27 protein-coding genes, 3 tRNA genes and 1 riboswitch are annotated in these 23,067 nt (G+C 43.8%); of the genes, 18 read left to right on the top strand and 12 right to left on the bottom strand.

Features of this window, described 5'->3' with window-relative positions; translation table 11 throughout:
* Positions 1-17 precede the first annotated feature (17 nt).
* The 7 genes from G5T77_RS00495 (at position 18) to panD (ending at position 2,865) form a co-directional block, all read left to right on the top strand.
* Positions 18-92, top strand: a tRNA-Gln gene (locus G5T77_RS00495).
* A 20-nt stretch (positions 93-112) separates the two neighbouring features.
* Positions 113-187, top strand: a tRNA-Gln gene (locus G5T77_RS00490).
* 91 nt (positions 188-278) lie between these two features.
* Positions 279-353, top strand: a tRNA-Gln gene (locus G5T77_RS00485).
* 36 nt (positions 354-389) lie between these two features.
* Positions 390-1,343, top strand: coding sequence for a ribose-phosphate pyrophosphokinase (locus G5T77_RS00480; RefSeq protein WP_004784839.1), 954 nt, complete (start codon positions 390-392; stop codon positions 1,341-1,343).
* 100 nt (positions 1,344-1,443) lie between these two features.
* Positions 1,444-1,740 (top strand): 50S ribosomal protein L25, encoded by a 297-nt coding sequence (rplY, locus tag G5T77_RS00475; protein WP_004784841.1) that lies wholly within the window; start codon positions 1,444-1,446, stop codon positions 1,738-1,740.
* Between the two features lie 19 nt (positions 1,741-1,759).
* Positions 1,760-2,341: an aminoacyl-tRNA hydrolase gene (gene pth / locus G5T77_RS00470; RefSeq protein ID WP_166137847.1), complete on the top strand. Its 582-nt coding sequence runs from the start codon at positions 1,760-1,762 to the stop codon at positions 2,339-2,341.
* A 143-nt stretch (positions 2,342-2,484) separates the two neighbouring features.
* Entirely contained in the window at positions 2,485-2,865 is a 381-nt protein-coding gene (gene panD / locus G5T77_RS00465; RefSeq protein WP_004784844.1) for an aspartate 1-decarboxylase, read from the top strand.
* 67 nt (positions 2,866-2,932) lie between these two features.
* On the opposite strand, the gene G5T77_RS00460 is transcribed toward panD, so the two are convergent.
* Together G5T77_RS00460 and G5T77_RS00455 are read right to left on the bottom strand one after the other, a co-directional pair.
* Positions 2,933-3,496: a GDYXXLXY domain-containing protein gene (locus G5T77_RS00460; protein WP_159123458.1), complete on the bottom strand. Its 564-nt coding sequence runs from the start codon at positions 3,494-3,496 to the stop codon at positions 2,933-2,935.
* The gene (locus G5T77_RS00455) at positions 3,493-5,298 is read right to left on the bottom strand and encodes a DUF2157 domain-containing protein (protein ID WP_166137849.1); all 1,806 of its coding nucleotides are present in this window, start codon (positions 5,296-5,298) and stop codon (positions 3,493-3,495) included. The genes G5T77_RS00460 and G5T77_RS00455 overlap by 4 nt, the downstream gene beginning before the upstream one ends.
* 170 nt (positions 5,299-5,468) lie before the next feature.
* A riboswitch (FMN riboswitch) is annotated at positions 5,469-5,625 on the top strand.
* 106 nt (positions 5,626-5,731) lie between these two features.
* On the opposite strand from G5T77_RS00455, the gene ribB reads away from it, so the two are divergent.
* A complete protein-coding gene (gene ribB, locus G5T77_RS00450) occupies positions 5,732-6,391 on the top strand; it encodes a 3,4-dihydroxy-2-butanone-4-phosphate synthase (RefSeq protein ID WP_159123456.1) in 660 nt (219 codons plus the stop codon).
* A 58-nt stretch (positions 6,392-6,449) separates the two neighbouring features.
* On the opposite strand, the gene G5T77_RS00445 is transcribed toward ribB, so the two are convergent.
* The 3 genes from G5T77_RS00445 to G5T77_RS17355 are packed head-to-tail and all read right to left on the bottom strand — an operon-like array spanning position 6,450 to position 7,724.
* Complete coding sequence (locus tag G5T77_RS00445) at positions 6,450-7,061, bottom strand: LysE family translocator (protein ID WP_166137851.1); 612 nt, start codon at positions 7,059-7,061, stop codon at positions 6,450-6,452.
* Between the two features lie 45 nt (positions 7,062-7,106).
* Positions 7,107-7,592, bottom strand: coding sequence for a DUF1289 domain-containing protein (locus G5T77_RS00440; RefSeq protein WP_166137853.1), 486 nt, complete (start codon positions 7,590-7,592; stop codon positions 7,107-7,109).
* Positions 7,593-7,595: 3 nt separating this feature from the next.
* The gene (locus tag G5T77_RS17355; RefSeq protein WP_257218376.1) at positions 7,596-7,724 is read right to left on the bottom strand and encodes a hypothetical protein; all 129 of its coding nucleotides are present in this window, start codon (positions 7,722-7,724) and stop codon (positions 7,596-7,598) included.
* Between the two features lie 56 nt (positions 7,725-7,780).
* Between G5T77_RS17355 and G5T77_RS00435 the strand changes: the two genes are divergently transcribed.
* From G5T77_RS00435 to G5T77_RS00420, 4 genes are all read left to right on the top strand, one after another.
* Entirely contained in the window at positions 7,781-8,713 is a 933-nt protein-coding gene (locus G5T77_RS00435; RefSeq protein ID WP_159123453.1) for a rhodanese-related sulfurtransferase, read from the top strand.
* Positions 8,714-8,919: 206 nt separating this feature from the next.
* Complete coding sequence (locus tag G5T77_RS00430; RefSeq protein ID WP_159123452.1) at positions 8,920-9,198, top strand: FUSC family protein; 279 nt, start codon at positions 8,920-8,922, stop codon at positions 9,196-9,198.
* An 88-nt stretch (positions 9,199-9,286) separates the two neighbouring features.
* Positions 9,287-9,904 (top strand): DedA family protein, encoded by a 618-nt coding sequence (locus G5T77_RS00425; RefSeq protein ID WP_159123451.1) that lies wholly within the window; start codon positions 9,287-9,289, stop codon positions 9,902-9,904.
* A gap of 29 nt (positions 9,905-9,933) precedes the next feature.
* Entirely contained in the window at positions 9,934-10,362 is a 429-nt protein-coding gene (locus G5T77_RS00420; protein WP_166137855.1) for an ABZJ_00895 family protein, read from the top strand.
* A gap of 87 nt (positions 10,363-10,449) precedes the next feature.
* Here the strand turns inward: G5T77_RS00420 and G5T77_RS00415 are convergent, their stop codons facing one another.
* A complete protein-coding gene (locus tag G5T77_RS00415) occupies positions 10,450-10,974 on the bottom strand; it encodes a YecA family protein (protein ID WP_004784868.1) in 525 nt (174 codons plus the stop codon).
* Positions 10,975-11,045: 71 nt separating this feature from the next.
* Positions 11,046-11,252 carry a PA3496 family putative envelope integrity protein gene (locus tag G5T77_RS00410; RefSeq protein ID WP_004784869.1) on the bottom strand — a complete coding sequence of 69 codons (207 nt, stop codon included), beginning with the start codon at positions 11,250-11,252 and terminating at the stop codon, positions 11,046-11,048.
* Positions 11,253-11,625: 373 nt separating this feature from the next.
* On the opposite strand from G5T77_RS00410, the gene rpoD reads away from it, so the two are divergent.
* The 6 genes from rpoD to G5T77_RS00380 all read left to right on the top strand — a co-directional run bounded on the left by rpoD (position 11,626) and on the right by G5T77_RS00380 (position 18,177).
* Positions 11,626-13,512 (top strand): RNA polymerase sigma factor RpoD, encoded by a 1,887-nt coding sequence (gene rpoD, locus G5T77_RS00405; RefSeq protein WP_004784872.1) that lies wholly within the window; start codon positions 11,626-11,628, stop codon positions 13,510-13,512.
* Between the two features lie 107 nt (positions 13,513-13,619).
* The gene (locus G5T77_RS00400; RefSeq protein ID WP_004784874.1) at positions 13,620-13,907 is read left to right on the top strand and encodes a DUF493 domain-containing protein; all 288 of its coding nucleotides are present in this window, start codon (positions 13,620-13,622) and stop codon (positions 13,905-13,907) included.
* 163 nt (positions 13,908-14,070) lie between these two features.
* Positions 14,071-14,730, top strand: coding sequence for a lipoyl(octanoyl) transferase LipB (gene lipB / locus G5T77_RS00395; RefSeq protein WP_159123448.1), 660 nt, complete (start codon positions 14,071-14,073; stop codon positions 14,728-14,730).
* Positions 14,731-14,804: 74 nt separating this feature from the next.
* Positions 14,805-15,338, top strand: a complete 534-nt coding sequence (locus G5T77_RS00390) for a hypothetical protein (protein ID WP_159123447.1) — start codon at positions 14,805-14,807, stop codon at positions 15,336-15,338.
* 1 nt (position 15,339) lies between these two features.
* Complete coding sequence (locus G5T77_RS00385) at positions 15,340-16,524, top strand: iron-containing alcohol dehydrogenase (RefSeq protein ID WP_034170151.1); 1,185 nt, start codon at positions 15,340-15,342, stop codon at positions 16,522-16,524.
* Between the two features lie 264 nt (positions 16,525-16,788).
* Complete coding sequence (locus G5T77_RS00380; protein WP_004784881.1) at positions 16,789-18,177, top strand: APC family permease; 1,389 nt, start codon at positions 16,789-16,791, stop codon at positions 18,175-18,177.
* A 69-nt stretch (positions 18,178-18,246) separates the two neighbouring features.
* On the opposite strand, the gene G5T77_RS00375 is transcribed toward G5T77_RS00380, so the two are convergent.
* The 5 genes from G5T77_RS00375 to G5T77_RS00355 form a co-directional block, all read right to left on the bottom strand.
* Positions 18,247-18,636 (bottom strand): hypothetical protein, encoded by a 390-nt coding sequence (locus tag G5T77_RS00375; protein ID WP_171521858.1) that lies wholly within the window; start codon positions 18,634-18,636, stop codon positions 18,247-18,249.
* A gap of 183 nt (positions 18,637-18,819) precedes the next feature.
* On the bottom strand, positions 18,820-19,296 hold the full coding sequence (locus G5T77_RS00370) for a tRNA (cytidine(34)-2'-O)-methyltransferase (protein WP_166137859.1): 477 nt from the start codon (positions 19,294-19,296) through the stop codon (positions 18,820-18,822).
* Positions 19,297-19,330: 34 nt separating this feature from the next.
* Positions 19,331-20,704 carry a siroheme synthase CysG gene (gene cysG / locus G5T77_RS00365; protein ID WP_166137861.1) on the bottom strand — a complete coding sequence of 458 codons (1,374 nt, stop codon included), beginning with the start codon at positions 20,702-20,704 and terminating at the stop codon, positions 19,331-19,333.
* A gap of 73 nt (positions 20,705-20,777) precedes the next feature.
* Positions 20,778-22,049, bottom strand: a complete 1,272-nt coding sequence (gene serS, locus G5T77_RS00360; protein WP_005236894.1) for a serine--tRNA ligase — start codon at positions 22,047-22,049, stop codon at positions 20,778-20,780.
* A gap of 100 nt (positions 22,050-22,149) precedes the next feature.
* Positions 22,150-22,908 (bottom strand): DUF3298 domain-containing protein, encoded by a 759-nt coding sequence (locus G5T77_RS00355; RefSeq protein WP_166137863.1) that lies wholly within the window; start codon positions 22,906-22,908, stop codon positions 22,150-22,152.
* Between the last annotated feature and the right edge of the window lie 159 nt (positions 22,909-23,067).

Genomic DNA, 23,067 nt, shown 5'->3' with positions numbered 1-23,067 from the left:
TGTAGATGTACTGTATTAGGGGTATCGCCAAGTGGTAAGGCACCGGGTTTTGATCCCGGCATCCGTTGGTTCGAATCCAGCTACCCCTGCCATCTTACAGTTCATCAAATCTAGGGGCGTCGCCAAGTGGTAAGGCACCGGGTTTTGATCTCGGCATCCGTTGGTTCGAATCCAGCCGCCCCTGCCATTTTCTCGAAAAAAGACAGAACATCATTTGCTGTAAGACTGTTAATTTACCTTGACACAATACCGCAAAAATATTAAAGTTCTGCCGCATTAGGGGTATCGCCAAGTGGTAAGGCACCGGGTTTTGATCCCGGCATTCGTTGGTTCGAATCCAGCTACCCCTGCCATCTACTTCCATACATACCAACCGCCAAGGGTGCTTCATGCCCAATCTTGTCGTTTTTAGTGGAACCGCGCATCCACAATTCGCTCAAAAAGTCGTAAGTCACTTACATATTCCTCTAGGCGCTGCCTCTGTAGGCCAGTTCTCTGATGGCGAAATCGCTGTTGAGATCACTGAAAATGTTCGTGGTAAAGACGTATTCATCGTACAACCTACTTGTGCACCGACCAACGATAACCTGATGGAAATCCTGGTTATGGCTGACGCGTTACGCCGTGCAAGTGCTGGTCGTATTACTGCCGTGATTCCTTACTTCGGTTATGCCCGTCAAGACCGTCGTCCCCGTTCAAGCCGTGTGCCGATTACTGCAAAAGTTGTTGCAGATATGCTGACCACTGTAGGTATTGACCGTGTGGTGATGATTGACCTTCACGCTGACCAGATCCAAGGTTTCTTCGATATTCCTGTAGACAACATCTACGGTACGCCAGCCCTGCTTGCTGACTTACGCCAACAACAGCATCATAACCTGATGGTTGTTTCTCCTGACGTAGGTGGTGTAGTTCGTGCTCGTGCTGTTGCGAAACAGATGGGTGATATCGACCTGGCGATCATCGATAAACGTCGTCAAAAAGCGAATGAATCACAAGTGATGCATTTGATTGGTGATGTGAAAGATCGTGACTGTGTGATCGTTGATGACATGGTGGATACTGCTGGTACGCTTTGTAAAGCTGCTGATGCGTTGAAAACTTTCGGTGCCCGCAAAGTAGTTGCTTACGCGACTCACCCAGTATTGTCTGGTAAAGCACTTGAAAATCTGAAAAATTCTGTGATCGATGAGTTGGTAGTTACTGACACCATCCCTCTTTCAGAAGAAGCTTTAGCTCTTGGCAAGATTCGCCAGGTTTCAGTTGCAAGCATGGTTGCTGAAACAATTCGTCGTATCAACAACGAAGAATCTATTAGCGCAATGTTCGATTCTTATCTATAATAGTGCGCTGAATTTCCAAAGCCCTGCCATTTGGCGGGGCTTTCTATCACCGGATCGGTCGTAGGTCCGGTTCATTTAAAACTTAAATAGGATGTCTATCATGGCAAACTTCGTATTAAACGCAGAAGCACGTGAAGTAGCACAACAAGGGAAAGGTTCGAGCCGCCGCCTTCGTCATGCTGCTAAAGTTCCAGCGATCATCTATGGTGGCGAAGCTGCTCCTGTAGCTGTTTCTCTTGAACTTCGTCAGCTTGTTAAATTCTTAGAAAGCAACTCATTCTTCGAAGAAGTGATCGAAATTGATGTAAACGGTAAAGTTGAAAGCGTTAAAATCCAAGCGTTACAACGTCACCCAGCTAAAAACACTCCAATGCACGCTGACTTTAAACGCGCATAAGTGTTAATGGTGTAGATTAGTGTCAAATATTTCACTGATTGTAGGTTTGGGCAACCCAGGTTCTGAGTATGCTCAAACCCGCCATAATGCAGGCTTCTGGTTTGTAGAACGCCTTGCAGATCAATATGGCATTAGCCTTAAAAAAGACCCTAAATTCAATGGATTCAGCGGTCGTGGCAATATCGAAGGTCAAGACGTCCGTCTCCTTCTACCTACAACATTCATGAACCTTTCCGGTAAAAGTGTTGTTCCTTTCGCCAAATTCTACAATATCGCACCCGAATCAATCCTGATTGCCCATGATGAACTGGATATGAATCCAGGCATTATTCGCCTGAAAACTGGCGGTGGTCATGGTGGACATAACGGTTTACGCGATATCGTGCCGCATATCGGTCCGAACTTTCATCGTCTACGCATTGGTATTGGTCACCCAGGTTCTAAAGACCGTGTTTCTGGTCATGTTCTGAGTAAAGCACCAAGCAATGAACAAGAGTTAATGGACGATGCAATTGCCCATGCACTTGCTCGCGCTAAAATGCTGGTGAACGGTGAAGTACAACAGGCAATGAATCAAATCAATGCTTATAAACCGAACTAAACATTCATAAATTGCTGGACAATTCCGCTTGCCTTGCTGGCCATTTAGGCGCAAAATGCGCAAGCCTACCCACTTATCCAGTGTCGTAGAAATTGATTCAACCATAAGATCAAAGTCTTAGGTCAACTAAGGGGACGCTAGCCATGCTATCTCGTTTATTAAAATGCAAAATTCATCGCGCTTTTGTTACACATGCAGAATTACACTATGAAGGTTCATGTGCAATTGATGGCGTTTTGATGGATCTAGCTGGCATTCGTGAATACGAAGAAATTCATGTTTGGAACGTGACCAATGGTAAGCGTTTTACTACTTATGCCATTCGTGGTGAAGATAATTCAGGGATTATTTCTGTGAATGGTGGTGCTGCGCACCAGGCTGATGTTGGTGATATCGTGATTATCGCAACATTTGGTGATTTCACTGAAGCCGAAGCCAATGCTCATAAACCACGTCTGGTTTATGCCAACCCGGATAACACTGTGAATCACACTGCAAATTGCATTCCGGTACAGGTTGCCTAAGCTGGTTCAACAAGATTCTCAAAAGCTCGCTTCTCGCGGGCTTTTTTATGGGCTGATTAAAATAAAACTAACGCCCCTGCCACCAGCTTTTTCGGTTCTCACAGTTTAAGGACTTAAGATTTTGATCTACCAGGTCAGCCAACAAAGTTTCTCCATTTTCTTTTAGCTTTAATTCGGCGAATTTAGCATTACGATAACAAGGCTCAAGTCCCTCAGCGAACATAAAACTGTTGGCAGCCGGATATAAGCCTTCAAAGGTATTCCGTGGATTTTTCAGGATTAGTCGCGCTGAGCGTGGCTGATCCAGCGCACTTCGATTAAAACTGGTTTTGACAACTCTTCTTTGCTCATCAAGCTGTACATAGCTTAGTACACGGGACTGGTTTTCAAAATCTTGAATACTGATTTTAGGTTCTGATTGTTCTGATCTATTCTCCGCTGCTAGTGCACTAAAATGCAGATCATAATTCAGCGCCATATAATCGCCTTGCAGAATTGATCGCGGATCTACTGGTGCCAGCTCCACATAAATACTTTGGCTATCTCGAAGATGCCATTCATGTTGCGCAATCAATCCACAAAATAAGGCAATACTGAAAATAGCCAGATGCAAAGGAAGAAACTTTTTCATCTTGCCTCTCCTTGCTCATGTTGTAGTTTTGACCCCTTTAAAATATAGGCCAGCAACAAGACCAGTATCCCTGAAGCAAAGATACTGATGCTTTTTAATAGGAAGCTTAAGCCCAGATTGTAATACAGCATCCATAGCCAGAAGATCAGCAATAAAATGGTAAGTGCCTGTATAAGTCGTTGCTGATAGACCACTGCCCACGCCATAAGCAGCATAATAATAAAAATCTCAAAATAGCCCAACAGAATGAGTAAGATGCCAAATACAGGAATCAGCCAGAGCCATTTTTCATAAAATTGCTGCCAGTTTTGCCAGATAAAACCAAGCAACAATAAGCTCGGAAGAACATAAAACAGCAGAACGTGGTCAAGGCTGATCTGCCCGATGCCCTGCCAGTGCTCTAATCCAGTCACAGATTGAACCACGGCTGAACCTGTCAGCATAGCAATGATCCAGAGCAGAATACTTTTCTGATAAATTGAGGACTGCCAATATCTAGCGGTTAGAATTAGCCCGATAAAAATGACATAGTTCAAGCTTAGGGCAAGCGTGATTACAATATCATCATGCTTAAAGGAATTCTCTAATGCCAAAACCACAATTGCTAAAGCATGAGCTATCAAGAGCTGTAAGGTTAGAATGAACCAGTGCATCCGTTTGATCACAGTCAGAGCCAGCATCATTAATTGCAACAGCCACACTATAAACAGACTATCGGTGAGCAGTTCCGTATGAATTAATACCGCAGCTTGCCCGCAAACCCAAAGACAATAGGCAAACTGACGTAGAAATATGGAATTCTTTTGACTTAATAATTTCCAAGCGATGCCAATAAAAATGAGACCTAAAACAATTGAAACTGCTTTCCAATAGGTCAGTAATAAGACTGCCAGAATAATTCCAGCTATCCATGCACCAAGTGCCAAAGGAATGACGGAGAATTTGGTTTGTGGAAAAATTTTCTTTAGTGCAAAACTGATCAGCGCAAACCAGCCAAAGATCAGCATTGCCAAGATAAATAAACCCGCTGCTGAATTGGTAAGCTGATCGTCCACCAGTTCAAACAGCCATAGGCTCAAACTGGCAGCCAAGCCTGCAATCAGTAAAATGGTTTCTAGTGCCTGATGCTTACGATAAAAATAAAATGCAGCCCCTGCTGGTAGAACAACTGAAGAAGCCAGATAGATCAGCTGAAAATGATGGGTAAACTGCATCATACTGCTGATCGAAATCATGATAATGAATGCAATAAACAGATATCGCAGTAACGAATAATAACGTATGGCAAAGGCAAAGCTGATGGCTGTCAGTAGGTTCAAAGTCAATAAATACAACCCTTCTGCCCGTATCATCCAGAAACTTTGCTTAAAGTAAAAATACAATGCAAGCTGACTGACCACACAAAGCATGGCAAAAACCCCGATATTTGGTCGATATAGCCACGGCAACAGCAATACGGCCCAGAGCAGAAATAACTGATAACTATCCGCACCAGTCTGATAGATCTGCCCAATCACCACCAGACTTAAGCCCAGCATCAGGCCAGATACAGTATCCAGACTCTGTCTGATCCATTCCCGCTGATTAAAGTAAATGCTGGCTATTGCACTACAGAGTAAAACCAGCATTGGAATTGCTAACTGTACCTGATTCGGTAGCATCCACCAGTTCGCAGCCATTAAATACAGCAAACTGACTGCAATCAGCGCAACGCCCAAAATATTGAGATAACGCAAAACCTTTGCATCACAAAACAGCAAGGGAGAAAATGGATTATTATGGATCAGCTCGGTTTTCTTCATTGTCAGAATGATTGATTAATTTCTATTCTTAATAGCAACATAACATGTTTCCAGTTTTTTGCTAAAGGCTGTCGTAATTCAGATAATCTGTTTTGCTTATCTGAAATTCTGCAAATTCGTGACTGGCCAAACTATCCCATCTTTTAAAAATCAGGACTATAATGGCCCTACATCGCTTCAGGGCGGGGTGAGATTCCCCACCGGTGGTAATTTCAGGGTAGTAAATCTCTATTCCTAAATCAGCCCACGAGCGGTCAATTTCGATTGATCTGCAGATCTGGTGCAAATCCAGAGCCGACGGTATAGTCCGGATGAAAGAAGACGAAAGCAGTACACCCTGTTTTATGCCTGGCATGAAACTGTTTTGCTATAAGCCTATTTTCACTATGTCCTGAAATGTTCAATCGTACTTTTACTTTACGTGAGCGTTTCAATGTCAAGTTTGATTCAACCCGAAATTTTCTTTTCCGCTTTAGCTCCCGCTGAACAGCGCATCCAACAAGCACTCGAAGACATCCGCCAAGGCAGACCTGTTCTGGTGATGGATGACTTTGACCGCGAGAATGAAGCCGACCTCATCATTGCAGCAGAGACTTTGACTGTAGAAACCATGGCTCGTATGATTCGTGATGGTTCCGGTATTGTGTGCCTATGTCTGACTGATGAACTGGCCAATCATTTAGAACTGCCACCTATGGTGCAGGATAACTCTAGTCAGTTTAAAACTGCATTTACTGTCACCATTGAAGCTGCGGAAGGTGTGACGACTGGTGTATCTGCCAAAGACCGTACCACCACGATTAAAGCAGCCATTAAAGACGGCGCTGTCGCCAGTGACCTGAATCGCCCAGGGCATGTCTTCCCTTTACGTGCCCGTGAAGGCGGTGTGCTGACCCGTCGTGGTCATACCGAAGGTACAATTGATCTTGCGCGTCTAGCTGGCTTGAAACCTGCCGGTGTTCTGTGTGAACTGACCAACCCAGATGGCACTATGGCTTCTGGCATTCAGGTATTGTCTTATGCGCAGACGCATCAGCTGACCGTGATCACTATTGATGAACTGGTGCATTACCGCCAGCAGCACAATGTCTAAGACGTAAAGATAAAAAATCCCGGCTTAAGACCGGGATTTTTATTTTATATAAATATTTTTAGATGAGTACAGACAATATTCCATAGACTGCGACTACCAATAAAATCAAACCGCACAAACCAAGCAAATAAGGATACAGCCTGGATTTAGCAAAGCGTTGAAAGCCTAAATAAACTAATGACAGAGTCAAAAAATCCAGCACAATCCAGCTGATCGTCAGAATCACTAAGCTGGAATCTAAGTTTGGAGTAATGCCAATAAACTGCGGGAAAAACGCAGCAAAGAAAATAATATCTTTGGGGTTGGAGATCCCCACCAGAAAACCGGTTCGGAAGCCACCCTGTACTGGCTGCAAGCCTTGTGAACTGGTTGAACCCTGCCCTTGCCAGACTTCCCGGAAAATCTGGATTCCCAGCCAGGCAATATATAAACAGCCAAGCAGCTTGATGCCATTCAGCCAGTTTTCATTAATGACCAATAAGCCTTTTAAGCTAAAAATAGATAAGGTGATCAATACCAGAGAAGCAAAATTCGTCCCGAAAATGGTCTGCAAAGCATGCTTATAGCCACCTTTCAGTCCAGCACTAGCGACCAGCAACATCACAGGCCCAGGTGTGGCAATCATGATAACGACGGCCAGACAATAGAGAATATATTCACTGATATTCATGCCATTTCCTCAGCTATCATGATTTTACTAAATAAAAAAGAGAACTTAGTCCTCTTCCTGCATATGAATCAGATGCTGGCTGATCCCATCTGCCCGTAAAAAAGCCAGGTCATAACTGGCTTTGGCGAGTGCCAGTACCCGACGTTCGAATTCATCCCAAAGCGGGCGCACCTGTTTGTAATGAATGCCTAAACCGCTTTCATCAGTAAAATGACGGTTCTTTTCACAGAGTTTTAAGGCATGGTAAAGCTTACGACCTTTAGTCGCATCTTCCCGCAGACGCACCCGTTTAGACAGGACAAATGTTTCCACTTTGGCCAGATTCGCCATCGGTAGCATCGGGACCAAAATCTGATCTAGCTGTGCATCCAGCCGCTGCCAGACTGCAGTATGTTGATCTGCGTTATAACTATTCCAGTGAATCACTTCATGATTAAAACGGCGGCAACCACGACAGACCGTATCACCGAATACGGTTGAGCAACGCCCTGCGCAAGGGGTCAAAGATGCAATACGACGATCCGAACTCAAAACTTACTCCAACTGTGCTGCAACTTCCAGCATCTGCATCATTGCATCAAAATCCTGGGTCGGCATGACTATACACGCTCTCCCTATCGATTTGAAGTCCGTTAAAACCCGGCCTTTTACTCGCTTATTCATTCAAATCACGTTAAAATATGCGCCTTTCAAATTATCATGCTACGTTGGAGTATTCCATGAACGCTACTGTAGAACAGCTTGCACCTGTAGAACAGCAAGCGACGACTGGTTGGGTTGTTGCCGCACTTTATCAATTCAAAGAAGTTCAAGATCCTGCGGGTCTGCAACAACGTCTTTTAGAGTTGGTAAAAACCATCAACCTTTGCGGTACTCTAATTGTGGCAGGTGAAGGCATTAACGGGACTGTTGCGGGTAACCGTGAAGCCATCGACAAAGTACATCAGTTTCTGCTTGATGAAGGCTTCAACGAAATGGAATACAAAGAGTCGCATAGCTCTGACAAACCATTCCGTAAAATGAAGATCAAGCTGAAAAAAGAGATTGTGACTTTAGGTGTACCGGTTAAGCCACGTGATCTGGTTGGCCATTATCTTGATCCTAAAGAATGGAACGAGCTGATTGCACGTGATGATGTGATTCTGGTTGATACCCGTAATGATTACGAGTACAAAGCTGGTACCTTCAAAGGCGCAATCGATCCAAAAACTGAAACTTTCCGTGAATTCCCTGAATATGTGAAAAAGAACCTGGAACAGCACAAGGATAAGAAAATTGCCATGTTCTGTACCGGTGGTATTCGTTGTGAAAAATCAACTTCTTTATTGCTTCAGGAAGGCTTTAAAGAGGTGTATCACCTGAAAGGCGGTATTCTGAAATACCTAGAAGAAACTCCAGCTGAAGAAAGTCTTTGGGAAGGTGAATGTTTCGTATTTGATGGCCGTACTGCAGTTACACATGGTGTGGAAGAAGGTCAAAATACCAAATGTCATGCGTGTGGCTGGCCATTAACGCCTGAAGAGGCAGCGCTGCCAAGTTATGAACACGGCGTATCTTGTGTGTACTGCATCGATAAAACTACCGAGAAACAAAAAGAAGGTTTCCGTATGCGTCAATCGCAAATTCTGGCTGCAAAACGTAAACGTCTCTAATTCCAGTTTTGTAACTAAAAATATCTAAGCCCTCTTCGGAGGGCTTTTTGTTTACATAAGTATTACATCTGCAATAAAAAACTTACCAATCCCTTACCAAGAACAGCATATTTTTACAGCTAAGCTTGATAGTCTTTATATCACATTACTTTGTTACCATAAGTCTTTCATTATTAATTAATTTTTTAAATGAAAAGGAAAACAAAATGGCCAATTCACTTGCTCGGGATCCAGATAATATTGTTAGATTCCAACCTAAAGAAAATACAAAACTGGAACGTATTACCCAACTGACAGATGAGCTAGAAGCAGAATCACATCTGTTTATTGTGATCTTGGGAACTATCATTGGTGCCATTCTTGCCCTGTTTATTGGCTACCATATTGAGGCTACAGCAGCACACTATTTACTGCTCAGTGCTCTGCCAGTTTGCCTGGCTTACAGCTTACGTAAAGTTTACATTTATACCTTAACCCATAGTTAATCCACACTTGGCCATTTATATAACTTAACTTTACCCTCTTAAAAATACTGCTTAGGATACAAGCAGTATTTTTTATTTTGCCAATTTTATGAATCTGACTGAATGGATTATTTCTGTCATGGAACAGCTGGGCTACTGGGGCATTGCCTTGCTCATGTTTCTTGACAATGTCTTTCCCCCGATCCCCTCTGAAATTATTATGCCTTCTGCCGGCTATTCCGCATCTCAAGGAGAATTACTGCTGGTTGGAGTCATTATTGCAGGCAGTATCGGTTCGTTATTGGCAGCGGCATTGCTCTATTGGATTGGCTATAAATTTAACCACGACAGTATTTTCAGATTCATAGACCGATATGGAAAATTCTTGTTTATCAAATCTGAAGACGTGAAAAAATCTCTGGAATGGTTCGAGCAGTATGGACACCGGATTGTATTCTTTGGCCGGATGGTTCCGGCAGTACGTTCCCTCATCAGTATCCCGGCTGGCATGAGCCATATGCCTTTCTGGAAATTCATGTTCTATAGTGGACTAGGTACTGTTATCTGGACCACGTTCCTGGCCTGTGTCGGTTTTTATTTTGGTGAAAATCAGGAATTGATGCACAAAATCTTCAGTCAGGTCAGTTATGTGATTATTGCGATTGTCGTGATCATCATGGGCTGGGTTTTATACCGTAGACATCAACGTAAAAATCGTCCATCCTGAAGAGACCTCAGCATAAGGAGGCTAAAACGATGTCGCACTATCTTAAATATTTTGCCACCGTTTATCTGACTCTGGTCTTAATAGTCGGCATACTCATCTACGTGTTCAATCTGGGCGCCATTCTGCTGATTCCTGCCCTGATTGCCTCCGCCTTTCTCAGCGCCCGATACTTTGTGAAAAAAGAACTCCGACTACCCACCCAGGAAGAGAAAAGCAGACTGGTCTGGGGTTCCACGATTATTGCCATGACCTTTGGATTTATCTTTTTGTTTATAGTGATCTGGCTGCATCCACAGACGGAGGAAATCTATAGAAGGATGCCTTATACAGGACGCGGGCCAAATTCGTTTCTGGTAGCTGCAAGTATTGCCTTACATGCCTTGCTGTTGCATATCGCCTACAATGGCTATGCGCGTTATAGCTTGAGCAAGCGTACGGGTGCCGATCATAAACCTTAGACTAGGTAATTAACTAGTCCAAACGTTGTACAAAACACCTGAGCTAAAAAAAGCACCTGACGGTGCTTTTTCATGGCGGGGCATGACTTATTCTGGTGTGTGGTACATCAGATATAATTCATTCAAGTTTTCTGGAATCTCTTCTGCAAGCTCATCCATTAACTGACCATTGCGACGGAAAGATTCCATTTGCGGATCTTCTTCATCGATGCCACTGAATACCATAATTGGCAGCGTTAAATCGACCAACTGTTCTTCAAATTCTTCTGTAAACCAGGCTTCTTCGTTCAGGAACATGGCATCTACAAAGCCCACACTCCAGTCACCTAGACTTGATTCGGTATCTGCTTCTTCAATTTCAAATGGGAAAGTGATCCCTTCTTCATTGGCCAAGCTTTGACGGATTGACTCTAACCATGCTTTAACCTGATTGATGATTTCTGCAGGCACTTTTTTCTGGTTGCCTTCAAAAAGTTCATCCATCCATTTGTCAAATTGCGGGCCTACTGCGATAGCACATAAGAAACCATGAGTTGCCGCAAAATCCAGACCATACTCATTTTGGTCGCCGTCCAGATATTCACTCAACAGGTCTAAATCTAAAGCACTCATTTAACATCCAAACTTAGAAAACCGAAAGGATTAGCATAGCATTTATTCAGGCTATGCTAAATCTGAATTCGTTAATCTTCGTCGTCAAAGTCGTCATCATCGTCGAAGTCATAATCAAAATCTTTGAGTTCGCGTTCCAGACGGCGTTGCGAGAGCAGATCATCAATTAAACGACGTTTTTCCAACGACTCTTTCGCACTTAGCTTACTCGATGCCTCATCGAAATTAACATCATCATCACCGTAGCTATCATCTAGTTCAAAATCTGTCGAAGACACTAAAACTACCTCGTAGTGAAAAATGTAAATGGGTCTAGGCGCTATTTATCTTGCCTTTAAAAACTTGTCAAGTTTTATTTATATATTTTGTATGTTTATACTAGTTAGCTCTTGTTTTTCTACAGCATAATTGTGTATTTATTAGCTGGTTAGATAGTGAACGCTTTTTATCCCATGGATGAGGGACGTTTCTAAAATTAGATTGGGAAATACACTTGAAAAGATAAACTTAGACCCAATATCGATATTCAATTGTTATTCAAACATATTTATAAAATCATGCTTGACTGATCAATTCCAAAACTATTTCAGGTGAATTGTGCTATCATGCACGGTTTTTCACTGCCACAGATTCAACGAAGAGTAAGCAAAGATGAGCGATATGACTTCCCCTACTTCTCAAGTAGCGGCTCTGATTAGCCGAGGCAAAGAACAAGGTTACTTAACCTTCGCTGAGGTTAACGATCATCTCCCGGACTCCATCACAGAAAGCGAACAGATTGAAGATATCATTCAAATGCTGAATGATGTGGGTATTCCTGTCCATGATCGTGCGCCTGAATCTGATGATGCAATGTTCGAGGATACTGCAGAAGCTGCTGATGAAGTTGCAGAAGAAGAAGCTGCGGCTGTACTTGCATCTGTAGAAAACGAACCAGGTCGTACGACTGACCCTGTACGTATGTACATGCGTGAAATGGGTACCGTTGAACTTTTAACGCGTGAAGGCGAAATTAGCATTGCAAAACGCATTGAAGAAGGTATCCGAGACGTTCTTCACTCTATTGCTTACTGGCCGAATGCTGTAGAAGTTGTACTACAAGAATACAAAGATTATGAAGCTGGCGAACGCCGCCTTGCTGACATTCTGTCAGGTTATTTAGACCCTGAATCAGATGAAGAAATTCCAGAAGTGCTGGAAGAAGTCGCTGAAATCGAAGAAGATGAAGAAGCAACGACCAAGTCAACCAAAGATGTAAAACTGGATGATGACGAGGAAGATGAAGAGTCTGATAGCGATGACGATTCTGAAGGTGACTCAGGCCCAGATCCAGAAATTGCCAAAGTTCGTTTTGCCGAACTTTCAGATGCCTGGAAAAATACCAAAGCGGTACTGGAAAAACACGGCCGTAACAGCAAAGAAGCAGAAGAAGCACTTCAAGCGCTTGCAACTGTGTTCATGATGTTCAAGTTCACGCCGCGTTTGTTCGATATCATTTCTGAAATGATTCGTGGTACACATGACCAGATCCGTGGTGCAGAACGTGAAGTGATGCGTTATGCCGTCCGTCGTGGCCGTATGGACCGTACCCAGTTCCGTACTACTTTCCCGGGTCAGGAATCGAATCCAGCCTGGTTAGATGAGCAAATTGCGAAAGCGACTGCTGATCAGAAAGCTTATCTGGAAAAAGTACGTCCTGACGTATTGGCCTTCCAGCAAAAAATTGCAGATATCGAAAAAGATCTTGATCTTAAAGTTCGTGACATCAAAGACATTGCCAAACGTATGGCAGTCGGTGAAGCGAAAGCGCGTCGTGCCAAGAAAGAGATGGTTGAAGCAAACTTACGTCTGGTGATTTCGATCGCGAAGAAATATACCAACCGTGGTCTGCAGTTCCTAGATCTGATTCAGGAAGGTAACATCGGTCTGATGAAAGCGGTAGACAAGTTTGAATACCGTCGTGGTTACAAGTTCTCGACTTATGCCACCTGGTGGATTCGTCAGGCGATCACCCGTTCAATCGCGGATCAGGCACGTACCATTCGTATTCCAGTGCATATGATTGAAACGATTAACAAGATCAATCGTGTATCTCGTCAATTGCTTCAGGAAATGGGCCGTGAACCGACACCGGAAGAACTGGGCGAACGTCTGGAAATGGACGAAGTGAAGGTTCGTAAAGTACTGAAAATCGCTAAAGAACCGATTTCGATGGAAACACCGATCGGTGATGATGAAGATTCGCATTTGGGTGACTTCATTGAAGACAGCAACATCACTTCACCAGTGGATGCTGCTACTTCAGAAGGCCTGAAAGAAGCGACTCGCGAAGTACTGGAAAACCTGACTGAACGTGAAGCGAAAGTCCTGAAAATGCGTTTCGGTATCGACATGCCAACGGATCATACTTTAGAAGAAGTCGGCAAACAGTTCGACGTAACCCGTGAACGTATCCGTCAGATTGAAGCGAAAGCACTGCGTAAGTTACGTCACCCTTCCCGTTCTGAACACCTGCGTTCATTCCTGGAAAATGATTAAGATTTAATACAATTTTGGAGACTTGAAATTTCATCTCTCGTCTCCATTTTGTATTGCAATACACCCAAACGCCTGCGCTATGCAGGCGTTTCGAATAGGGGGACTACATGTTAGACCGCACACCATCTCGTGAACTCCGCGAAGATCTTTGGGTTTTTCCAATGGATTACCCAATCAAACTCATTGGCCTTGCAGGTGAAGAACTGCTGAATGCGGTCGTTGAGATTTTCACCAAACATTTTCCTGACTTTGATGGCGATAGCGTAAGCATCACTCCATCCCGTACTGGTAAATATCATTCGATCACTGCTCAGCTACGCTTCCTTGAACTGGAACAGGTGCATGCCGTATATGCTGATCTTGCAGCTTGCCCACTAATCAAGACTGCACTTTAAGATTATTCTGCTCCAACCTTGGCAAATTAAAAAACACGCTTTCGGGCGTGTTTTTTATGTGTGTGACTAGCTCACCAACAATTACTACGAATCTCTCCCCTATCTATTGCTGAAATCATTATAATTATTTGCAGTATGATCTAATTTTCTAAGGACGCACACTGTGACAGCTGCGGTTCAAAAACCCTCCCTGATTATCCGTCAATATAATAACCTGACTCCCTACGAAGACCGTTTTCTGGAAATGAAAAGCTTCACGGAAAACCGTGATGAAAATACGCCTGATGAGTTATGGATTTTGCAGCACCATGATGTACTGACCCAAGGTCAGGCCGGTAAACCGGAACATATCCTGATTCCAACTGATATTCCTGTCATTCAAACCGACCGTGGTGGTCAAGTCACCTGGCATGGTCCTGGTCAGCTCGTCGCATACTTTATGTTTGACCTGAACCGTCTGGGCTGGAATGTCCGTACATTGGTGTCTTATGCCGAAAACCTGATGATTGAACTACTTAAAAAGCATGAGATTGAAGCCTATGCCAAACCCGATGCTCCGGGCGTCTATGTGAATGAACGTAAAATTGGTTCTCTCGGCTTTAAAATCCGTAAAGGCCGTAGCTATCATGGCTTATCTTTAAATATTGATTGCGACCTGACTGGTTTCCATACCATCAACCCGTGCGGCTATGCAGGCCTGGAAATGGTGCGAATTAATGACCTCGTCAGCAACCCGCCAAAGTTTAATGACTTGTGTGTTGAAATTATTGAAACTTTAAGCAGCAGCGGTTACTTTAAGCAGGTGAACGTCGAGCAAAGATAAAGCCTTTGCATTTTAACAATAAATAAATTAGAGTAATTACTCTAAACCAATAATATCAAGATAGGGATCATCACGTGATTGCGACAAAATCCGTAAAACCCGCTTTGCAGCTTGCCTATGTCAAACTGATGATGGATATCATTGGCCGTGGCCTGGTCATGGCAAGTCAGGTAGACCCAGAAATCAAACAGGAAGTTGCCCAGTTTCCCGCCAATTTTAGGCTTTCAATGAATGTTTTTCCACATGGCCCGGCCTTCGTTGCCCGGGTCACGGAACAACATCAGCTGGAACTGGTCAAAGAAAGCAATATCAAGCCAGACCTGACCATTACCTTTAAGCATCTGCATCATGCCTTTCTGGTGTTTTCCTTTCAGGAAAGCACGTCTCAGGCCTTTGCCAATGACCGCATGATTGCCGATGGTGATATTTCCTATGCGATCCGTCTGGTACGTTGCCTGAACAAAATGGAAGCGCTGATCTTGCCGAAAATGGTGGCGCAACTGGCAGTAAAAGAATACCCGAATAATCTGGGACTCAAAGATAAAATCATGGAAGCGAGCAGCATCTACTTAAAAGTCGCTCAATCTTATTTGAAACGGAGTGTATAACATGGCAAAACCTTATTATGAATTTTTCTGCCCAGTCAAAGTAATTGCTGGTCATGCCGCGTTAGAACACATTCCTTTTGAATTGGCCACTTTAGGTGCCAAACGTCCACTGATCATTACCGATAAAGGTGTACGTGCCAATAACCTGCTGGCGCCGATTGAAGCTGCTTTTGAATCGACCGATGCCAAAATTGCAGCGATTTTCGATGATGTACCGCCAGATTCCAGTTTAGGTACAGTGCGCAGCGCAGCACAGCTTTATCGTGATCATGATTGCGATGCCATTATTGCTGTTGGCGGCGGTTCAGTGATTGATACCTCAAAAGCGACCAATATTTTGGTCTCTGAAGGTGGTGACGACTTACTCAAATATTCTGGTGCGCATAACCTGCCTAAACCGCTGAAGCCATTTTTCGTAATTCCTACGACTTCTGGTACCGGTTCTGAAGTGACCATGGTTGCTGTGGTATCGGATACCGAAAAGAATGTGAAAATGCCATTCGCATCTTATTATCTGATGCCGCATGCAGCGATTCTGGATCCACGTATGACTCAGACCCTGCCACCGCATCTGACTGCCATGACAGCCATGGATGCGATGACACATGCTGTAGAAGCCTACACCTGTATGGCAGCCAATCCAATTTCAGATGCTTATGCCACAGCTGCCGTGAAAAAGGTCAGTGCCAACCTGTTTAACGTACTCGACAACCCAACTGATGCCCAAGGTCGTCTGGAGCTGGCTCAGGCCTCTACCATGGCCGGAATTGCCTTCTCCAATTCAATGGTGGGTCTGGTGCACTCCCTTGGACATGCTCTAGGTGCAGTCGCGCATTTGCCGCATGGCCTATGTATGAATCTGTTCCTGCCTTATGTACTGGAATACAACAAGGAAGTGAATGGCGACAAGATTGCCGAGCTGCTGCTGCCATTGGCGGGTGCAGACATCTATGCACAAACACCAGCACACTTACGTGCAGACAAGACCATTGCTACAATTTTAACCATGCGTGATCGAATCTATAGCTTGACCAAATTACCGCGCACATTAAGTGAAACAGGTAAGATTTCTGAAGCACAGCTGGATGAAGTTGCTGAAAAAGCATTAAATGATGGTTCCATCATTTACAACCCAAAAGAAGCCAGTTTGGAAGATTTGAAATCTATCTTAAAAAAGGCTTGGTAATTACTGAAAAATAAGCCAATATAGCGAAAAATTTAAGCCTGATGTTTTTTTAGACATCGGGCTTTTATCTTGCAGGAAATCGCCGTTTTTTGCTTCGAATGGCACATTTCGTGCAGGCCTAAATTCAAAAAATAGCTAGTAAAAGCCGTAATTTTAAAGTAGATTGGCGCGCTTTTATAGAAAATTGTAGGGGGGATCGTTCGTCTCAAACGATCCTTATTAAATATGACTGATCCTTGATCAACGATTAAGAGGATAACGCCGTTGACAAATTTCTCTGGGACTCAATCGGCAGCTAAACTGCAAAAAACGCTAGGGCTCTGGCACATCATTATTATTGGTTTAGCTTACATTCAACCAATGACCTTATTTGATACTTTTGGTTTGGTATCTGAAGAAAGTCATTTGCATGTTCCTACTTCTTACATCATTGCCCTAATTGCAATTTTGTTTACATCGATCAGCTATGGTCACATGATTCGCCGCTACCCTTCTTCGGGTTCGGCCTATACCTATGCCCAAAAATCGATTCACCCGAATATTGGCTTCATGGTGGGCTGGTCTTCCTGGCTGGATTATCTGTTATCACCAATGGTGAACATCATCCTGGCAGTGATCTATCTTGAAGCACTGTTTCCTGATGTGAACCACTGGGTCTGGGTAATCGTGCTGACTGCCTTCATGACCGGGGTAAACCTGCGCGGTGCACGTTTCGTGGCAAACTTTAACAGTTTGATCGTACTGGTACAGTTACTGGTGATCGGTATCTTTACCTGGATGGTCTTTACCAAACTGCAGGCCGGTTTCAATGCTGATGGTCCGATTACAGCTGAACAGCGTTACCAGCTTTGGAGTCTTGAACCGTTCTGGAATGAACTGACTTCGGTAGGCGCCCTGATTACTGGTGCGACCTTACTGTGCTTCTCATTCACCGGTTTTGACTCTTTAAGCTCTCTGGCAGAAGAAACCAAAGATACTGAAAACACCTTGCCTAAAGCGATTTTCTTGACTGCTTTAATCGCTGGTGTGATTTTCATTATCAGCACTTATTTCATGCAGCTGTACTTCCCTTCTACACCGGGTTCTTACTTCAAGAATATTGCTGAAACTCAGCCAGAAATTCTGCTTCTTGTAGGCGGCTCACTGTTCCAGTCTTATGTTCTGACTTTTGCGATCATTACCGTAATGGCGTCTGGTATCTCTGCTCATGCAGGTGTATCTCGTCTGATGTATGTCATGGGTCGTGATGGCGTGATCAACAAGAAAATCTTTGGTCATATCAGTCCGAAAAGCTATACGCCAAACTACAACATTCTGATTGTAGGTGCAGTGGCCTTAACTGCTGGCTTCATGGATCTGGATATCGTGATTTCGATGATCAGCTTCGGTGCCTTGACTGCGTTTACATTCGTGAACCTTTCAGTAATTTCACGTTATGCACTGCGTGATGGCCGTACTAAAACTGCGAAAGATATTTTCAGCTTTGTGGTCATCCCGATGCTTGGTTTTATCAGTATCTTTGCGATGTGGTTGGAAATTGAAGAAACTGCACTGAAATACGGTTTATGGTGGGCGATGTTCGGTATTTTGTACCTCGGTTATAAAACCAAGGGCTTTAAGCACCCTGCTCCACAACATAACGAGTTTGAATAATCGATATTGTTCATACCTAAAAAGGCGCTTTATGCGCCTTTTTTTATTTTCTTGGATAATAGACTGAGCTTATTGTAGGCGACAATCAAAACCCATCTGGGTATTTACCCGGTTATTCTGAAAGCCCAGTTTTTCAATAAACAGATCACGATTGGATAATAGTTTCTGATCTTCCGGACTGAGTCGAGCCTTGTTTTTCACTGCCATTTGATACATTTCATTCACCACGCCCTGAAAAATATCGCAAACTTCCTGACGTTTGGCAGGTTTCATCTGACGTCCACGCCAAGTCCACTCGAAATCATCACGGCTAAGGGTTTTACCCCACTGCTCAATGCGGCTATTCAAGCGCTGTTGCATCGCTGCCAGCCCTTGGCGGATTTCTTCCTGAGTAATGGGCTGAACTGTATCTTGTAATGATACTAATTGCTGTGGCGCTTCTTGAGCCTGTGTCATCATGCTGGCCAGCAACAACGTACTACAGCCTGCTAGAATCCATCCTATTTTCACATCTTGTTCCTTTTTTCTACATTCTCAAGAGCTTATCTGCTAGATTACCTGAAAGAACAAATATGTACCTGCATCTGTTACATAAAATAAAAAAGCTGCCCTTAGGCAGCTTTTTAAATCGGTACGATGAACTTAAAGCGGTTTAAAATCCTGCTGACGCCATGCTTCATAGACAATCACAGCAGTCGCATTAGACAAGTTTAAGCTGCGTGAATTCTCTGCCATTGGCAGACGAATCCAATGCTCTTTCGGGAACATCATACGGACATTTTCTGGCAAGCCACGAGTTTCTGGTCCCATCAACAAAGCTACAGAACGATTTAGATCTGAGGTATGCGGGGTTTCAAAACCTTTGGTGGTCAGCGGATAAACTGCATCTACACCTACGCCCTTAGTAGCCAGATCGGCCAGACAGTCATCAATATTTTCCCAAATCTGCATATTGGCATATTCATGATAATCGAGACCGGCACGTCTTAGTTTTTTATCATCCAGTTCAAAGCCAAGTGGCTTGACCAAATGTAACTGTGCTCCCGTATTTGCGCATAGGCGAATAATATTACCTGTATTGGCAGGAATTTCAGGTTCATATAAAACAACATGGATCACAGCTTTTCTCTACTTTTGGGAGTCCAATGGCCGTTTAGGACCACTTCAATTTTTCACGTAAACGCACCACTTCACCAATAATGGTCAAGGTTGGTGCCTGAATATGGTGCTCATTCACTTTCGATGCAATATCTTGGAGCGTTCCCACCACGACTTTTTGCTCTGGTGTGGTGCCTTTTGAGACTAGGGCTACTGGCATATCTGGACGCTGACCATGCTCAATCAATTGTGCACAGATTTTTTCCAGTCCAACCAGTCCCATATACAGTACTAAGGTCTGGTTTTCATAGACCAGTTCATTCCAAGGCAGCTCTGGTGAACCTTCTTTTAAATGACCTGTCAGGAAGCGCACGCTTTGCGCATAATCACGATGAGTGAGCGGAATACCAGCATAAGCTGAACAGCCTGAAGCTGCAGTAATGCCAGGCACGACCTGAAAGGCCACGCCAGCAGCAAACAGCTCTTCAATCTCTTCACCGCCACGGCCAAAGATAAACGGATCACCGCCTTTTAGACGACAAACGCGCTTGCCTTCGCTGGCATATTTCACCAGTAAGGCATTAATTCCTTCTTGTGGCACTGCATGATTAGACCGCGCCTTACCGACATAGATCTTCTCTGCATCACGGCGACAGAGATCCATGATTGGTGCAGAGACCAAACGGTCATAGATCACCACATCGGCTTGTTGCATCAAACGTAAGGCTTTTAGCGTCAATAACTCTGGATCACCCGGTCCAGCACCGACCAGATAAACCTCACCTTTTGGCTTTTGCCATTCATTTAAAGCTTGTTCAATCAGACGGTCAGCTTCAGCCAGATTGTCATTAAATACCTGTTCTTTCAAAGGACTGGCATATAAATCTTCCCAGAAGATACGGCGTTCATCGGGATTAGTGATCTTGGCTTTAACTGCACTACGCCACTTACCAGAGAACTCAGCCAGTTTACCCATACCATGCGGAATGGTAGCTTCAAGCTGAGTACGGATCTGACGGGACAATACCGGTGAAGTACCGTTACTCGCGACTGAAATAATCAGTGGTGAGCGGTCGATAATCGCTGGTACCATGAAACGGCAATGTGGTGGATCATCAACACTGTTGACCAGCACATTTTCAGCTTCACAGTCTTCAAACACCTGACGGTTGACTCGAGCATCATTGGTCGCTGCAATCACCAGACGGTAGGAACGTAGAGGAATTTCAGAATTGAAAGGTGCCTGAACATATTGACCGGCGGTCGCTTGAACAATCTCAAGCAGACTCGCTTCGATCTCAGGGGCAACCACCGAAATGACTGCCCCTGCTTTCTGTAGCAATACCGCTTTACGGTATGCAATATGTCCACCACCGACAATCAGACAAGGTTGCTGTTGCAACTTTAACGAGATTGGAAAGATATCCACAAAATGCCTCAAAAAGTTTTAAATCTGACTGTCTAAGCAATTTTCATGCACATTTTGGTGCATACACCGACATTTAGTCGATATAAGTTGCACCACCCATATACGGACGCAGTACTTCAGGGATCTCAATTGAACCATCAGCACGTTGATAGTTTTCCATGACCGCCAGTAAAGTACGACCTACAGCCAGGCCTGAACCATTCAACGTATGCACGAATTCAGTTTTTTTCTGGTCAGCACGGTAACGCGCTTTCATACGGCGTGCCTGAAAGTCCCACATATTTGAGCAAGATGAAATTTCACGATACGTATTTTGACTTGGCACCCAGACTTCAAGGTCATAGGTTTTGCATGCACCAAAGCCCATATCACCACCACACAGAATGATTTTACGGTATGGCAGACCTAATGCCTGCAAAATACCTTCTGCATGACCAGTCAACTCTTCCAGTGCCTGCATAGAGTCTTCAGGTTTTACAATCTGCACCATCTCAACTTTGTCAAACTGGTGCTGACGGATCAAACCACGGGTATCACGGCCATAAGAGCCAGCTTCACTACGGAAACATGGGGTATGTGCTGCATATTTTAGTGGCAGACGGTCAGCATCAATGATTTCATCACGCACGAAGTTGGTTACAGGCACTTCAGCCGTAGGGATCAGGTAGAATTCTTTCTCACCTTGCAGCTTGAACAGGTCTTCTTCAAATTTTGGTAATTGACCAGTACCACGTAGAGAATCTGCATTCACCAAATAAGGAACATAGGCTTCGGTATAGCCATTTTTAGTGGTATGCGTATCCAGCATAAACTGGGTAATCGCACGTTGCAGACGCGCTAAAGGACCTTTCAGAACGCTGAAACGTGAACCGGTCAGTTTGGTCGCAGTTTCAAATTCCAGACCGCCCATCATTTCGCCCAAGTCAGTATGGTCTTTGATTTCAAAATCAAATTCGCGTGGTGTACCCCATTTCAGGACTTCCACATTGTCATTTTCATCTTTACCTTCAGGTACAGATTCATCTGGAAGGTTTGGAATAGACAGTGATTTTTCTTCCAGTTCAGCTTGCAGTTCAGCCAGAGCAGCTTCAGCAGCCTTAATTTCATCACCAATCGCAGACATGCGTGCCATAATTTCAGAGGCATCGCCACCTGCTTTTTTGATCTGACCCACTTGCTTGGCACCGGCATTACGCTCAGCTTGCAAGGATTCAGTTTTGGATTGAATCTCTTTACGTCGAGCTTCTAATGATGCCCACTCCTCAACATTCAGTTGAACACCACGTTTTGCCAAGGCTAAATTTACAGCCTCAATATTATTTCTAAGTAATTTCGGGTCGATCATAGCCAATCTTTGGATAAGAAAAAAACTGGCTATAGTGTAAGCTCTTAACGTCAAAAAATACAGTGACTGACCTACCGGCTGGAGTTTATTAGCGCAATATTTAAAGGCTTGTTTGAGGCAGAAGCGATAAATATTCAGGCCGGATGATCTCGCTTAATGCTGTATAAGGTACTTTTAATTCTGCCATGTCACTGATTGGCTTACTCAACTCACCTGCCGGATAAACCAGTACCAAGCCCTGACCGTCAAAATAATAATTGTCGCTCAATGCTAATTTCTGCTGGGTGATTTGATAGCGATCTAGCCAGTCTTTATTTGCTTGATATAGAGCCTGTTTCAGTTTTTCATCTGTATTACCGCGCACAACCTGATGAAGAGCTAGACGTTTCTTCTGTTTTATATCTAGATTGACATATTCACTATGAGATTGTGACTGGGCACGTTCAGGCTGATGAGTAGTTTTGAAGATAAAAGTAGCTAGATGAGCATGCTGATTCAGGTAACTCACCTGAATGGAACGCTGATCAATAAATTTCGGCTCATCCTTTGCTTTAATTTTATTACTGGTCACTTTGCTAAAAGCGACCGGCTCAGTACGCTGGATCCGCTCCATAAAATACTGATCAATCCAGCTGATATTGGTATCTACAGTCTGCAAATCAAAACGCACACAACCTTCGATTTCACACACGACCTGATTAGCATCTTTAACCGGAATTGTTTTGGACTGAATTTGCCCCGTGTCTTCTGATTGCGCGGATGTAGTGACTGAAGAGGTTTGAGGCTGACAGGCAAATAGCCCAAGATTCAGACATAAGATACAATCGATCCAGCCTATTTTACATGAAGTCATTTTCATCCTGAGCTCCTAAAATTTTGCAATTTCATTGACTCAACTTTTGTTTATTCTAAAACGCCCGAACTTCCAGATATACGCTAACCTTGTAATGACTCCAAATCCATCCCGATCAGGAACAAAAAAAAGCAACCCGAAGGTCATTGCTGTCCCACAATTTTT

The organism is Acinetobacter sp. GFQ9D191M, assembly GCF_011174875.1.
Classification (GTDB): domain Bacteria; phylum Pseudomonadota; class Gammaproteobacteria; order Pseudomonadales; family Moraxellaceae; genus Acinetobacter.
The sequence above is the reverse complement of the archived record's forward strand: the minus strand, read 5'-3'. Positions and strand labels throughout refer to the sequence as shown.